The organism is Nostoc sp. TCL240-02, from assembly GCF_013343235.1.
In the GTDB taxonomy this organism is placed as follows: domain Bacteria; phylum Cyanobacteriota; class Cyanobacteriia; order Cyanobacteriales; family Nostocaceae; genus Nostoc.
This window is the reverse complement of record NZ_CP040094.1, coordinates 443,372-458,674: the sequence shown is the minus strand read 5'-3', so window position 1 is coordinate 458,674 and position 15,303 is coordinate 443,372. Positions and strand designations below refer to the sequence as shown.

Genomic DNA, 15,303 nt, shown 5'->3' with positions numbered 1-15,303 from the left:
TAATTTCCTTTTAATTTGCGGCAAATTCTTTTAATACCCACTCATACTCGCGCTGAATTGAAGTTAGTAAATCTATCTTCATTTCTGATGGCAATACATCCCAAGTGTAAGTCTCAATTTCTAAATGCGAACAAGCATTATTTGCCTGAAGTAGATGCAAAACGGTGGCGATATCATCTTGCGTAGACTGCAAAATTTGATAGTCATGAATAAAAATTGGGACATGAAAATGAGTCCGCCATTCTTCAGCTAAAGATTGCTCTAAATGTGGTAATGCAGTTATTAAATCAGGATAGTGATGGAGTGTGCCATCATTGCGACGTTCTATTACCTGGTGAAGATAAGTAGATTCAGCAAAAGGACGTAAGCGCTCAACTATCAAACTACGCTTTTCAATCTCAGCAGGTATTTTTAATTTAATTGCAGCGCTGATTTGAATTTTGCCAATCTTAATTCCTGCCGATTGCAAACGCGCAAATACAGATTGCGGTTCCTCATATTCAACTGAAAAATGGCAGGTATCATAACAAACCCGGACGTGTTCTAGCAATTTAGTTTCTGCTAGGTGCTGTTCAATATTTAATTTTTCTGATAAGTAATTACCACCAATTGGTAACAACCAATTTTGATAAAAATCAATTACTTCTGATGTATTTTCAATTAATCCATCAGGTTCAGGTTCTAAATCAATATGTAATATCTTTCCTGTTTCTTCATGAGTGCGAATCATCTCTACAACAACTGATGCTATGTTCAAACAACTCTTTTTCAGAACCGTATCAAAAGTTACTTCGTCTTCTAACCACCAAGGTTTATAGGATAATGGCAGTGTAGAAATTCCACCGTCTAGCCCTTGTGGTAACAGAACAGATAAAATTTCCGTCAAATTTAAGGTATAATTCACTCGTTCTTGTGTAGACCAATCTGGTGCATAAACTTGGTCTTTTACAACTTGTCGATGGAATCCGCCATAAGGAAATCCATTTAAGGTGAAAACATATAAATTATGCTGGGTTAGCCAAGTTTGGAATTGAGCTAAATTATTACTTTCTAAAAGTTCTTTTGCAGCAACATCTGCTAACCTCAAGCCAATACCAAAAGGTTCTGTTGGCGATAAACGTGACTTGAGTTCGGGAATATACTTTTTTAAATTAGCGAAAACCTCTAGCCAACTTTCACCAGGATGAATATTGCTGCAATAAGTTAAGTGAAAATTATTGTTTTTTGTAATTTTCATTTTCTAGCTCTATCCTTGTATATGTAATCTGTTTTCTTTGGCTTAAACTATTTCACAAAATACTTGCTACATATTCATGGGTAGGGGCGCACATCTATGCGCCCCTACAGCCGACTAATGGTATTACTGAGTGTATGCATTCAAATTTAAGTTACAGCAAATACTTTTGCTAACTTCATCGAAAATGGTAGCAAAATTAGAACGAATAAACCGTAATACAAACCAGCAAAACCAGATGCAACCGTTGCATCTAAGACTATTAGAGATAAAACACCTATTTTGACAGCATTGCGGATATTTTCGGCTATCGGTTCCCGCGCCGCTTTGATAAAATTAGGTAAAATTCTGATAGCTAAGAAAATAGCGAATGGTAGGGCTGCGATCGCTGTATACTCTTCTAATAATCCTAAAGCTAAAACTGCTGTCAAAACTATTGCAATCAGCAGTACTGCTAATACTCCCGTAATCTTCTTACCCCCGTGAACTTCACCCTGGCTAATTGCGGTGATAGCAGCAATGTAAATAACAGGAATTAGTGCTAAATACCAACGTTCTCCTATTATTTCTGGTACAGCACTCACACCTAATAATAAGTTACTGCCACGACATAAACCCATATTCAGCGGCCCAAAAAAAGGATGATGTTTGGCCAGTGAATCGTACAGAAGAGAAGAAAGAGTGATAAATATAGCGATCGCAGCACTCAAGGCAGATACTTGAAAAGCAGCTATAATCCCTATGGCAAACAGTATACTCCCTAATAAAGCAGCATTTTGACGAGATACGCGACCACTAGGAATTGCTCTATTTGGTCGCTCTTTTGCATCTAACTCTGCATCGAAAACATCATTAAAAACTATACCGCCGCCGTATAAACCAGTTGTAGCTAATAACAACCAAGCTAATGGGATTAAGATGAAAAAACTTGCTTCCCCATTGATTAATTGAGCAAAAATCATCCCAGAGCCGGAAGCAGCAAAACCGACAAGAATATCCGCCCAAGCAGTAACAATATTAGCAGGACGAATCAATTCCAGATAACCCCGCCAGCTTTGCAAATTTAAGCTTGCAACATTCACTTATCTGCCTCCGTACCTACTAATTTTTCAAAATAAGATGAAAATCTCTCTTACAATGCCCAATGCCCAATGCCCAATGCCCCAATACCCAATTCTCTACTCAATCAACACAAAATCTGAAACTGATTTGATTCCTGGTTCCTGTCCCCGCAACACAGAATTACCATTGAACATTTGGCGCTGATCTATGGATTGGGGATTGAGCCAATCTGATGCTTTCATTTGTCCAGTTTGACTGTAAGCAGCTAAGGCATTTTCATAACAAACTGCTCGCACGTGTTCTTCAGGAATGCCTCTATCTAACATCAACTGAGCCGTTTTCGGGACTGCCAAAGGATCGCTGATACCCCAATCAGCGCTACTATCTACAATGATGCGATTGCATCCATACTTACGGACAACTTCTACCATTCTGGCGTTACCCATCTTGGTTTGGGGATAAATCGTGAAAGCCGCCCAAAAACCTCTTCCTAATACTTCTTCAACAGTTTCTTCGTTGTTGTGGTCAATAATTACTTGTGATGGATCTAAGCCATATTCAATACAGCGCTCCATGCTCTGAATTGCACCCGCTTTCTTATTGCGATGGGGGGTATGAATTAGTACCAACATATCGAGTTCTTTGGCTAATGCTAACTGTTGACAAAAGTACTTATCTTCTGCTTCTGTCATGTCGTCGTAGCCAATTTCGCCAATAGCAACAACTCCTTCTTTACAGGCATAAAGTGGCAGCAGTTCTATCACTTCTGCTGCTAGTGCCTCGTTGTTGGCTTCTTTTGGATTTAGGCCGATTGTACAGTAATGTTGAATGCCAAACTGACTAGCACGAAATCTTTCCCAGCCAACAAGACTACTAAAATAGTCTTTAAATGTGCCAGCATTGGTTCGAGGTTGTCCTAACCAAAAAGCTGGTTCAATAACGGCAACAATGCCATATTCCCGCATTACTAAGTAATCGTAAGTAGTACGGGAACACATGTGAATGTGAGGATCGATAAACATCATGGTGTGGTTTAATAATTGGGCATTGGGCATTGGGCATTGGGCATTGGGCATTGGGAATTGGGCATTGGGCATTGGGCATTGGGAATTGGTATAGGTTCTTTTCTTCATCCCCCTGATCCCCCTTGTCTCCCTCATCCCCACTCCCTTCATTTGCGGTTAAAATCGTTCCAAGTCAGATTACCTTGTTGAATGGATGACTGTAAATCTGGGTAACAAGAGAGTAATGCTTGCGCTTGGGGTAAAGGAGACTCGGCACAAGCTAACGCTGCTGCTTGTTGTTCGGCTGTATCCCCATTAGCCAGTACTTTTTCTAAATCTGTGATGATTGTGCTATCTGCAAACCGCCCTACAGGTCGCCAAAGTTCTGGCGTAACTGAGCGTTTAGCTGCCCAGCGTTCATGGGCATAGTTTGCTAACATTCTCGCCAATTCTGGGTTGGCACGCTGGTCTAGTCCCCAAATTAGATGCAACGGACTGCCGACAAATACAGCCTTCAGTACCATCTGATTCCAAGCAGCATTGTCTAAATAATTCGCTGGATAAGGGTTACGTAGTGCTATGGCTTGGAATACATTACTCATATTGCTGCGAATTCCCTCAGCAGCGCGGTGGCGATGTAACTCTGGATGTGGTAGTAGCGGCAAACTTTGATAAAGGGCAACTAACTCCCCCATATCAGCAGTAGAGAAGACTTGATCGAGCGTTGGCGCAGCCTCTCCAAAGGAGACTCGCACATAAGCCTCAGCATCATCGCGGGGCAAGGCTAGAAGCAAGAGTGTGCGGCCTGCTTGATCTACACTCCAATTACCAGGATACCAACCGGGAATCACATCTTCTGCTGCTTCCAAGTCCTGGAATGTTAGCTGCAAATCCTCTTTACCTAGATAACGCGGCACAGCACTAAATGCCGTGAAAAAAACTTTTTCAGCAGCACCGCTATAAATTTGTGTCTGCTTCTGTTCCAGCCAAGCAAAAGCTTTCTCTGAAATAGACTTTGACAGCCAGTGATGCAGTAATTTGTTTACTTTACTCATGATGAATTTCAGGAGAAGTTGCCCAACTTTTTTGTTACAACTCAGTATAAAATCTAGCACTAAACTTGATACTTTGTGATTAAAACAGCTAGATAATATATTCTTAAGATCGTAACTTTACTGAATCTATAAAATTTTCCCGATTTTAGATAAGATATTGTAAAGATCCTATTTTAATTAGATAAACTCTAGAATTAACATACGGAAAAATTTTAGAATTTATCTAAATAAGAATACCCATTGCTAACTTCAGATATAAAAGATAGGCATCAATAAAGTTATAAATTAATCTTATTTTCAACTTTATGTATTAGCATAAATAAAATTCAAAAGTACGATGATCTAATAAATTGAACTGTTTAGCCAATCAGTTAAATACTGAAGTATTTAATGGCTCTATTCTGTTGATTTTGCTCTCAATTTTAATTGCACTAGTACATCTATTTACAGTTGCTAAAAAAGTAAGAATACTCTCAATGGTTATTAAACAAAAAACTGCTCTTAATCTACAGCCAATTAATCAATGCGTCCGTGTAACCTTCAACTATGATGTTCACTTCACTAAAGGTCTGTTTCAGTTAGATAATCCTTTACTTGCACAAGTAATTGCCGCAGATGGTGGAACAACCCCAAAACAAGTACTAGCAGTGGTAGATGGAGGATTTTTACAGTATCAGGATGGCTTACTCAAAAAATTATCAGTCTATGCCCAATATTATGAAGATGTACTAACACTGAGCGGTGAGCCAATAGTAGTTCTGGGTGGAGAAGGAGTTAAGAACGACTCTAGATTTATAGAGCAAATTCATCAGCGAATCAATGTAGGTGGATTGTGCCGTCACTCCTACGTTTTAGCAATTGGGGGTGGAGCCGTCCTAGATATGGTAGGATACGCAGCAACAACGGCTCACCGAGGAATTAGACTGCTACGAGTACCAACAACAGTATTAGGGCAAAACGATTCGGGTGTAGGGGTCAAAAATGGAATCAATGCTTTCGGCAAGAAAAACTTTTTGGGTACATTCATGCCGCCTTATGCTGTCTTGAATGACTTTGATTTTCTGACTAGCCTTGACGATCGCGATTGGCGATCGGGTATTGCAGAAGCGGTGAAAGTAGCGCTGATTAAAGATGCAAATTTCTTCGATTTCATTATGACTAATGCCGATAAATTGGCTAATCGGGATATGAACATAATGGAAAGGCTAATCTATCGCTGTTCGCAGTTGCATTTAGAGCATATTGCTGGTAGTGGCGATCCATTTGAAATGGGTTCATCGCGCCCTTTAGATTTTGGACACTGGGCTGCTCATAAACTGGAGCATTTAACTAATTACAGTTTACGTCACGGTGAAGCTGTAGCGATCGGTATTGCTTTGGATACGACCTATTCATATTTAACAGGTCAACTATTGAAATCTGAGTGGCAAATGGTTCTAAGTACGCTTAGTAATCTGGGCTTTACATTATATGTATCGGCACTGACAGAGCAATTAGATCGACTAGACCATCCCCATTGTCTATTTAAGGGGCTTACCGAGTTCCGCGAACACTTGGGAGGAAATTTGACAATTACCCTTCTAGAAGGAATTGGGCAGGGAATAGAAGTCCACCAAGTAGATTTGTCTTTGTATAGAGATGCTATTTTGATGCTACAAGATTGGGAATTTTCGCATTAATTCTCTCTGATGAAAAAGAATTCAGGAGTCAGGGGCCAGAATTCAGAACAAATCATGAGATCAGAGTGTATTGCAGACAAATGAGCGATCGCTAACCAAAATCTTATAGCGATCGCAAGCAAAATTCTATTCCTGACTTGTTTTCGGTTTGATGTATGCGATCGCTTGTTTCCAAACAGTGGTTTGCTGGCTGTTTTCATCAGCAATACAGATACACTGAGGATCTTGCCATACAACCTTTCCTATGAGTACATCTTGAGTCAGCAGCTTTAACTCTACTGGCATTGTTTGTTTAATCAGGTTTTGGACTTGTCTAATACTGGGTAAAGTGGTGTCAAATTCGGTAAGCATTTTTAGTAAAGATGAACCTACAAGGCAAAATAAAGAGTAACTAATCCTTGATAATTCATCCTTGAGAAAATGGCAATCGAATTTACTAAGTATCATGGTCTAGGCAACGATTTTATTCTCATTGACAATCGCTCGTCATCTTTGCCTGTATTGACTCCAGAACAAGCCATTCAGTTGTGCGATCGCCATTTTGGTATCGGTGCTGATGGTGTAATTTTTGCCCTACCTGGAGAAAACGGCACTGACTACACCATGCGGATTTTTAATTCTGATGGTTCAGAACCAGAAATGTGTGGCAATGGCATTCGCTGTTTAGCTGGCTTTTTGGCAGATTTAGAGAAACTGGGGACTAGGGACTTGGGACTAGGGACTGGGGAAGAGTCTTCTCAATCCTCAATCACGTATCGCATTCATACTTTAGCTGGCGTGATGATTCCCCAAATCTTGCCTAATGGTCAAGTGAAGGTGGATATGGGTTTACCCAGATTACTCGCTGGTGAAATTCCTACCACCCTTGCACCTGTTGAAGAAAAAGTAATTTCTCAGCCGTTGGAAGTGGCGGGACAAACTTGGGAAGTAACTTGTGTAAGTATGGGAAATCCTCACTGCATTACCTTTGTGGAAGATGTAGCAGCAATTGAACTAGAAAGCATAGGCCCGAAATTTGAGCATCACCCAGCTTTTCCCCAACGCATAAATACTGAATTTATTCAAGTGGTACGCCGTGACTATTTAAAAATGCGGGTGTGGGAACGAGGTGCTGGGATTACATTAGCTTGCGGGACTGGTGCTTGCGCTTCTTTAGTGGCTGGTGTGTTAACCGGGAAATGCGATCGCACCGCCACTGTAGAATTACCTGGTGGCTCCTTGCAAATTGAATGGTCAGAAATCGACCAACGGGTTTACATGATAGGCCCGGCTGAACGAGTCTTCACGGGGAAACTGTAACCGACTTATCACCGAGATTACGCAAGTATTAGAGTTATTTTGAGGGTTTGTAGTAAGGACTTTAGTGTTTAGAGGATGTTTGAAAAGTGGTTGGCTGTGATTTTAGGCACTTATTGATCCCCCCTAACCCCCCTTAAAAAAGGGGGGAACCGGAATCAAAGTCCCCCTTTTTAAGGGGGATTTAGGGGGATCTAAAACGTTTTATTACCGATAAGAGGACTTTTAAAACAGCCTCTTAGAAAATCAGGACTAAAGTCCTTACTACGAACTTATTAAGATTCACTTTCTTGTAGAGATTGTATGGGGGGATTAACGCTAGATTTGATAGATCCTTGGTTAGAAATTGCTAAATATATACCCCCTAAAATTAATGCCAACCCTAGCAAGTTAAAAACACTCAAATTTTCTGAGAAAAGTATCCAAGCAAGAATAGCAACAATCACGGGATTGAGTAACAAAAGTAAAGAGATGAATCCTGAAGAAAACGTTTTCAAGCTGTATACAATTAGCCCATGACCCAAGGCTTCGCAAATAGCAGCTAGTGCAAATACTACTAACCACCCCGACAAAGAAACTGGCAAAGGTTGTTTTTCAAAGATTAGCACTACTGGAACCATCAATGAAGTCGCGATGACACAGCGCCACAGAAGGATAGTAATAATTGAAAACTTATTGCGGATTTGCTCGATTAGTAAAAAGTTTGCTGCATAAAATATCGACGATATCAGGGCAACAGCATCACCTGTAAAATTATTATTAGAACGTAATAAATCTTCAAATCCAACTGCGATCGCGCCGATTATGGCTAATATCAGACCTATGATAAATTTGCGCCCAAAAATCTGCTTAAAAAATAGCCATCCTCCTAATGTAGTAAATAGCGGATTAAGGCTACCTAACGCATTAGCATTAGCAGCACCAGTCTGGGTTAGCGCCCAAGTCCAAGATAATCGACCTAATACATGAACTAGACCCACTGCTATTAAAAACGCTATCTCTTTGATTGGATAAGGCTGTTGTGGTAATACAGGTTCATCATCTTTAATCTGAGTTCGTGCTTGGTTAATTCCACTCCATAATCCAAAGATAATAGTCGCTATCCATAAACGATTAAATAATGTAGCAGTAGCACTCATTTCTCTAAGAGCAATTTTAATAAATATTGCTGTTGAAGATAAAGCTAATAATGCAATTATTACTATGATTATCGGCAGGATGTTTAAAGTTTTATCAGACTTTTCTGTTGTTAGGCTTAATTGATTTTCTGCCATTTAGTTTATATTTATTATACGAACCACCAAGTGCGCCTTCTCTACGAGACACTACGTGAACGCGCAGCGTCTCGTTAGAGAAGGGAGAAGAAGCAATTATTTGGGATTACTTAGGTAATAGTGCCATAGAAGTCTTGCTGCAACTGCTCGCCACGGCCGCCAGTGCTGTGTCATTGCTTCCAGTTGAACTGGTGTTGGACGTGTCGCCAAGTTTTTGAGTTTTTGCAAAGCGATCGCGATCGCTAAATCGCCTTTAGGAAAGACATCAGGACGTTGCAACGCCATGAGCAAATAAATATCAACTGTCCAGTCTCCTATACCTTTGAGGCGCTTTAACTCAGTTCTGATAGTAGTTTCATCCATTCTTTTCAGCTTTCTGAGGTCAAGCTGATCGTTTGCGATCGCATTCGCCAATCCACGACAGTATAGAATCTTTTGCCGACTAAATCCAATCCCTCTCAATTGAATATCATCCAATGTCAAAAAATTTTCTGGCGTTAGCGATACAACAACCCCACATAGACGGTTAAATACAGCCCTTGCAGCTGTTACGGAAACTTGCTGTTCCAGAATTATGCACAGAAGCGTTGCAAAACCCGGTTCTCTTGACCATATTGGTGGAGTACCGAGTGTTTCTAAAATCCGAGCCAAATCGCTGTCAATATTGGCAAGCACCATTAAACCACGGGTGAGACTTTCTTCAGTCAATGATTCTAGTTCAGGTATTTGAGTCATCTTTGCTCAATTTCGATTCTTGTATAAGCAGTTTTTGTTTGCGCTCAATCCCCCAACGATAACCACCAAGACTGCCATCACTCCGCAGCACCCGATGACAGGGTATGATCACTGCGATCGGGTTAGCTCCACAAGCATTCCCCACGGCGCGGACTGCTTGGGGTTTGGCAATATCACGAGCAATATCAGTGTAGGTACGAGTTTCGCTATAGGGAATTTTTTGTAATACTTGCCAAACCTGTTTCTGAAATGCTGTCCCACGGATATCGAGTGGTAAATCGAGATGTGTTTCGTTTCCCGCAATTAAGCTGAGGATTGCTTGTATCCATTCTTTTTGTATGTGGTCATCACGTATGATGTGCGCTTGGTGAAATTCTTGATTCAAGATGTGTTCAAGTTTGTCTACTTCATCACCTAGTTTAACGGCGCAGATACCCTTGTCTGTTGTTGCCACTAGTAAATATCCTAGCGGACATGGAGCGATCGCATAGACAATGTTGATTGTCTTTCCAGCTTGTTGGTAAATTTTTGGTGTCATTCCCAGTTGCTTCGGTGCTTTCTCATAAATTTGACTACTTGAACCATACCCCGTGTCGTAAACTGCATGAGCAATTTCCTCCCCTGACTGGAGACGCTGCTTTAATCGTTGGCTACGCAGTGCATCTGCATATTGAAAAGGGGATACACCAATTATTTGCTTGAATAGCTTTTGCAAATAACTAGGACTCATTTCCACCTGAGAGCATAATTCTGAGAGGGTGGGGATGCGATCGCTTTGTGCTTCAATGTATCGACATACTGCTAAGACTTTCGCTTTTGCTGGATTTGAAACTGTTTCAGATTGTGGCTGACAGCGCTTACAAGGTCGAAAACCTGCACTTTGAGCCTCTTTTGCTGACTGGAAAAAACAAACTTGATTGCGATTTGGTCTGCGACTAGGGCAAATAGGTCGGCAATAAATGCCTGTGGAACGAACGCCGTAGAAAAACTTGCCGTCAATTGTGGCATCTCGATTGAGAACGGCTTTCCAGAGGGTTTCCTCTAAAAGTTGTGTCTGTTGTAATTGCATTCATGCCACCTCTGCCCTTTCTGTTACGCTATGTACAAAGCTGCTAACACTAGATTAAGTGGATTGAAAACCACTTTCTATCTGATTGTTGCAATCAAATTCGGCTCCGTTTAATGCAACTACGGCTAGACGGTGTTCTGAGTGCGTAATTTTCGAGAATTTAGGATGATTTGGGTAGATGTTTAGCGATCGCTTTTTTGGAGTTATGCTACTTTAGTGTCTTCGGCTTGGGTAACAGTTCACCATGTGTATCTGCTCAGGATAATTCATTCAATATATCTAAAAGTTATTGAGCAATTTTGAGAGTCTGGTGTCATTGCAGATTTGACCAAGGAAATTCGCAAGCTCACCTTGAAGTATATACTAACGTTTGACGATAGTAACGCAAAGCGATAGGATTGTGATTGTTAGTTTTAAATCTGAAGAGACAAAGCTTATCTTTGACGGCTTTATATCCTCTCAGTATCCTCCCAATATCCAAAAAACTGCTTTACGAAAACTGCTTATTCTTGACGCTGCAACATCAATTAATGATTTACGCGTTCCACCTGGTAATCGTTTAGAAAAGCTACTTGGCAATAGGAAAGGGCAATACAGTATTCGTATTAATAATCAATGGCGAATCTGCTTTGTTTGGACGGATGAGAACAATGTTTCGGAAGTTGAAATAGTAGATTATCACTGATGCCTGGAAATAATCATGAACAACAACCGTTTGCCAAATATTTACCCTGGAGAAATCCTACAACTAGAATTTTTAGAGCCACTAAATATCACCCCTTATCGATTAAGCAAAGATATAGGTGTAGCTCAGACAAGAATTAGTGAAATTTTATCTGGAAAACGTACTATTACAGCAGATACAGCTTTGCGTTTATCTCGCTATTTTGGTAACAGCGCTCAGTTTTGGTTAAATTTACAAACGCAATACGATATACGTCAAGCTCTTGAAGAAAATGCAGAAGTTTATAATCAAATACCTACATTTTCGTTTCATAATATAACCTGAGTTTGTCAAGCTACTTCTCTAATTCTGCCAACTTCTGTTGAGCAAACTCTCGCACTTTCTCATCTGGGTCGTTCTCTGCTTTGTCCCGCAATAGTGGTAAAGTCTGGGGATGTTGAGAAAATTGCTTGATCATTATCTCCAGTGCAACGCGCCGAGGGTTAGGGTGCGACCAAGGGTTATGGCTACCCTCAAAGGATTCATTGATAGCACAGTTGTAGTAAATTTCAAACAACTCAGGCTGATTTCTGAAGTGTTTGGCTAATGCTTGGATGGCTGCAACTCGTACATTCCTATCATCGTCAATAGTGGCGCGTTCTTTGAAAAACAAGTGGGTATCGAGATCGTCTGAGAAATTGCTGGCTAATGCTCGGATGGCAGCAACTCGTACATTCCCATCATCATCAACAGTGGCGCGTTCTTTGAAAAACAAGTGGGTATCGAGATCGTCTGGAAAATTGCTGGCTAATGCTCGGATGGCTACACGTCGCACATCCCCATCATCAACGGTGGCGCGTTCTTTGAAAAACAAGTGGGTATCGAGATCGTCTGGAAAATTGCTGGCTAATGCTCGGATGGCTGCACATCGCACTTCCCCAGATTTATCAACAGTGGCGCGGTCTTTAAAAATCGAGCAAGTGTCCGGGTCATCTTTGAAATTACTGGCTAATGCTTTGATGGCTACACGTCGCACATCCCTGTTATTATCAACAGTGACGCGGTTTTTGAGAAATGAGTAAGTGTCTGGGTCATCTTTGAAATTACTAGCTAATGCTTCGATGACTACACCTCGTACATACCCAGATTCGTCAGAGGTGGCGCGGTCTTTGAGAATCGAGCAGGTAGCTGGGTCATCTTTAAAATTACTGGCTAATGCTTCGATAGCTGCACCTCGTACATTCCCAGATTCATCAGCAGTGGCAAGGTCTTTGAGAAACGAGCAGGTGTCTGGGTCATCTTTAAAATTACTGGCTAATGCTTCGATAGCTGCACCTCGCACATTCCCAGATTCATCAGCAGTGGTAAGGTCTTTGAGAAACAAGAAAGTGTCTGGGTCATTTTTAAAATTACTGGCTAATGCTTCGATGGCTGCACGTTGGACATTCCCAGATTCATCAGCGGTGGCGCAGTCTTTGAGAAACAAGAAAGTGTCCGATTCATCTTTGAAATTGCTGGCTAATGCTTGGATGGCTGTACATCGCACGTCCCCAGATTCATCAGTAGTGGCGAAGTCTTTGAGAATCAAGAAAGTGTCCGGGTCATCTTTGAAATTGCTGGCTAATGCTTGGATGGCTACACCTCGTACGCTCCATGAATTATCAGCAGTGAGGCGGTCTTTGAGAAATGAGTGGGTGTCCGGGTCATCTTTGAAATTGCTAGCTAATGCTTGAATGGCTGCACGTCGCACATACCATTCATTATCAGCATTGGCGCGGTCTTTGAGCCAGTGTAAGGTATCGCTGTTATCTTTCCAAATTGCAGCAATTGTTGCAACTGCTTGAGTGCGAATTTCCTGAACTAGCTTAGTTTCTTCGTTATCAGAAAGGGAGTAATAGTACCAGAGGTCATATTTAGTTAAATCTTTTAGCTCCTTAAGTAATTTAGTAGCCACTGATGCAATCACCGAGCGATTTCTCACTTCTGCAAGACATTTAGCCGCTAAAAACAAGTTGATAAACTTTTTCTCTTCCCCATCTTGCACCATTAAGTAATCAAGAATTTCACCACCAAATTTAGCCTCAATCATTTCCGCAATTAACAGCAACACCTCATGCCAAGTTTCATTTTGCCAGTGTTTGCCAAAAACTTTAGTTTTGAGATCCTCAATTGAAATACTGCGTTCCTTCTCAAACTGCCAAACAAACTCCCAAGCACAAAAATATTCTAAAAAAGTCCGATGCACAAAGGCATAGTAATCTGCACCCAAGAAACATAAAATAAAATTGCGATCGCGCAGTAGTTTCATCAACCGCCTGGCTTTATCTCTGGCATCACTCACTGGTATGCTTTGCAGATATTTAGTGAATATTGCTTCTAAATCATCCGCATAGATAATGTTGCCAGCTAAACCTTTTTCACTAGTTTGCATAAGATAAGCGACTTGACGCAACATAGCCTGTTTATCTTTATAATCAATAATGTCCAGACGTTCATCGGGCTTTAAATTGCGTCCATCGTCCCAATTATGCAGCAGAACCTCTGAAGCATCTTTATACAGTTCACTTCTATCTCTGGGTAATTCTCGCTTGAGATTGAGAATTGCCATCATGGTTAACAGCAGAGGATTTTGTGCTAGTTCTGCAATTGCTTTTGATTCATTAATTACTCTTTGTAGACGCTCTCGTTTGATATTTTTATCTCTTTCCTCGGCATGAGTAAAAGTTTTATCATGCCAACGTTCGATAAAATCTTGAATCTGCGCTAGTTCTAAATCTTGCAACATAAAGTGGCGAAATTCTGCATCTCGCAACTGTTGCTGCTTATAGCCGATGATTCGAGAAGTGACAATAACCTGCACATCGGGATATTCATTAGTGAAGCGATGAATACAGGTAATTACTTCCTCCCGCTTCGCCGATTCAAAGATTTCATCCAAACCATCAAACATGACTAAAGCGTTACCAGCCTTTAGCTGCTCATGCAATTTATGCTGATTGAGGTGATAAAAACAATTGGGACTATTATGGTAAAATTGGAGAAAATTATTACAACTACCCGTATCGCGATCGCGCATATAATTGCGTAATTCAATCAGCAAAGGAATTGGCAGATTAAAATCATTCTGTTCGAGAGTTTTTTCTACCCAATCCAACGTTAGGTATTGCAACAATGTAGACTTACCGGAACCAGGATCACCTAAAATAACTAGATAATTCTTACGTTGCTTCTCTCGGATAACATCTAATACTGAACGGATTGGCTGTTCAAAATAAGTGCGTTGATAACGTTCTGTTTCTTCTTGAAATTTGTCTATTTCAAATTCCGTATCTAATTGCTTACTTTCTTGTAGTCTGCGGAGATATTCTTTAGGCAGTTCTGGTAAAACCTGATAAACTTGCCGCACATTTTGCGGGATAAACATTTGCCATAAGCTTACCGGATGTTCGCGGGATGTACTTTCTAAACTATCTAACTTCAGATTACCGTAGCGTTCACGAATGGTTTCTAAATATTGCGGTAAATTAAAATCCTTGGGAGTATCTGCGTTTTCTTTTAAAGTCTTATCAATACTAGATAATTTCTGAAGTTCTAATATATAGCGTAACTCTTCTGAATCCGAAAGAATATCTTGAACTTGTATGAGATACTGCTCTGTAATTGTTTGCCAGTTAAATTTAGGTGGTAGAGGTTTGAGTTGAAGTCTTTTCCAACTATCTACTAGTGTTTTAAAATCTAGAGAATCACATTTAATATCAAAAGCCTGGCCAAGAATTTCTTTAACCGACTTATCACGGATAAATTTATTGATATCTTCAGCATAATTTTGAATTTCAGCTTCATCAAGTTTGCAACGAACCTTTAACTGCTGCTGCATCAGTTGCAAAAATTCTGTCAGCGCCATGACTACAACTTTCTGAAGCGGTTCTTGCTTAAAGGGCGCGGTTACAGCATTATTAAAGGTATGTTTGAAAAAATCTTTAGCGTAGTCCTTGACTAAATCTTTGAAAAAATCTTCGCTAATAATAGTTTTGACAAGAAATCCAACCGCTTTTTGACCTATCCAGAGAGTAAACCACTCAACTATCATACTCACGCCTGCTAAGTGCTTGACTACGAGTATATACACCTGTCAGAGAAATCTTTCCAGATTTCTGGGTTTTTAGCTTAAAAGCGATGCTGGCTGAAGATTTGTTAAAAATAACTAATATACTGTGCATGGATATTAGGA

General features: G+C 40.5%; 13 protein-coding genes. 4 read left to right on the top strand and 9 right to left on the bottom strand.

Annotated elements, in window-relative coordinates:
• Nucleotides 1–10: 10 nt before the first annotated feature.
• The 4 genes from eboE to FBB35_RS02035 form a co-directional block, all read right to left on the bottom strand.
• A complete protein-coding gene (gene eboE, locus FBB35_RS02050; protein WP_174708266.1) occupies nucleotides 11–1,237 on the bottom strand; it encodes a metabolite traffic protein EboE in 1,227 nt (408 codons plus the stop codon).
• Between the two features lie 146 nt (nucleotides 1,238–1,383).
• Complete coding sequence (eboC, locus tag FBB35_RS02045) at nucleotides 1,384–2,316, bottom strand: UbiA-like protein EboC (RefSeq protein ID WP_174708265.1); 933 nt, start codon at nucleotides 2,314–2,316, stop codon at nucleotides 1,384–1,386.
• A 96-nt stretch (nucleotides 2,317–2,412) separates the two neighbouring features.
• Complete coding sequence (locus FBB35_RS02040; protein WP_254625792.1) at nucleotides 2,413–3,429, bottom strand: TatD family hydrolase; 1,017 nt, start codon at nucleotides 3,427–3,429, stop codon at nucleotides 2,413–2,415.
• Nucleotides 3,430–3,467: 38 nt separating this feature from the next.
• Nucleotides 3,468–4,355, bottom strand: coding sequence for an EboA family metabolite traffic protein (locus tag FBB35_RS02035; protein ID WP_174708264.1), 888 nt, complete (start codon nucleotides 4,353–4,355; stop codon nucleotides 3,468–3,470).
• A 476-nt stretch (nucleotides 4,356–4,831) separates the two neighbouring features.
• On the opposite strand from FBB35_RS02035, the gene FBB35_RS02030 reads away from it, so the two are divergent.
• Nucleotides 4,832–6,034, top strand: coding sequence for a 3-dehydroquinate synthase (locus tag FBB35_RS02030; RefSeq protein ID WP_174708263.1), 1,203 nt, complete (start codon nucleotides 4,832–4,834; stop codon nucleotides 6,032–6,034).
• Nucleotides 6,035–6,160: 126 nt separating this feature from the next.
• Here the strand turns inward: FBB35_RS02030 and FBB35_RS02025 are convergent, their stop codons facing one another.
• Complete coding sequence (locus tag FBB35_RS02025) at nucleotides 6,161–6,385, bottom strand: RNA chaperone Hfq (protein WP_174708262.1); 225 nt, start codon at nucleotides 6,383–6,385, stop codon at nucleotides 6,161–6,163.
• A 69-nt stretch (nucleotides 6,386–6,454) separates the two neighbouring features.
• Here FBB35_RS02025 and dapF point away from each other — a divergent pair, with 69 nt between their 5' ends.
• Nucleotides 6,455–7,333: a diaminopimelate epimerase gene (dapF, locus tag FBB35_RS02020; protein ID WP_174708261.1), complete on the top strand. Its 879-nt coding sequence runs from the start codon at nucleotides 6,455–6,457 to the stop codon at nucleotides 7,331–7,333.
• Nucleotides 7,334–7,605: 272 nt separating this feature from the next.
• Here the strand turns inward: dapF and FBB35_RS02015 are convergent, their stop codons facing one another.
• From FBB35_RS02015 to ada, 3 genes are all read right to left on the bottom strand, one after another.
• Nucleotides 7,606–8,604, bottom strand: coding sequence for a DMT family transporter (locus FBB35_RS02015; RefSeq protein WP_174708260.1), 999 nt, complete (start codon nucleotides 8,602–8,604; stop codon nucleotides 7,606–7,608).
• 96 nt (nucleotides 8,605–8,700) lie between these two features.
• Nucleotides 8,701–9,339 (bottom strand): DNA-3-methyladenine glycosylase, encoded by a 639-nt coding sequence (locus FBB35_RS02010; protein WP_174708259.1) that lies wholly within the window; start codon nucleotides 9,337–9,339, stop codon nucleotides 8,701–8,703.
• Nucleotides 9,323–10,408 carry a bifunctional DNA-binding transcriptional regulator/O6-methylguanine-DNA methyltransferase Ada gene (ada, locus tag FBB35_RS02005; protein WP_174708258.1) on the bottom strand — a complete coding sequence of 362 codons (1,086 nt, stop codon included), beginning with the start codon at nucleotides 10,406–10,408 and terminating at the stop codon, nucleotides 9,323–9,325. Before ada ends, FBB35_RS02010 begins: the two co-directional genes overlap by 17 nt.
• 400 nt (nucleotides 10,409–10,808) lie before the next feature.
• Between ada and FBB35_RS02000 the strand changes: the two genes are divergently transcribed.
• Entirely contained in the window at nucleotides 10,809–11,093 is a 285-nt protein-coding gene (locus FBB35_RS02000; protein WP_174708257.1) for a type II toxin-antitoxin system RelE/ParE family toxin, read from the top strand.
• A gap of 15 nt (nucleotides 11,094–11,108) precedes the next feature.
• Nucleotides 11,109–11,417: a HigA family addiction module antitoxin gene (locus FBB35_RS01995; protein ID WP_174708256.1), complete on the top strand. Its 309-nt coding sequence runs from the start codon at nucleotides 11,109–11,111 to the stop codon at nucleotides 11,415–11,417.
• A 10-nt stretch (nucleotides 11,418–11,427) separates the two neighbouring features.
• On the opposite strand, the gene FBB35_RS01990 is transcribed toward FBB35_RS01995, so the two are convergent.
• Nucleotides 11,428–15,162 carry a HEAT repeat domain-containing protein gene (locus FBB35_RS01990; RefSeq protein ID WP_174713494.1) on the bottom strand — a complete coding sequence of 1,245 codons (3,735 nt, stop codon included), beginning with the start codon at nucleotides 15,160–15,162 and terminating at the stop codon, nucleotides 11,428–11,430.
• Nucleotides 15,163–15,303: the final 141 nt, after the last annotated feature.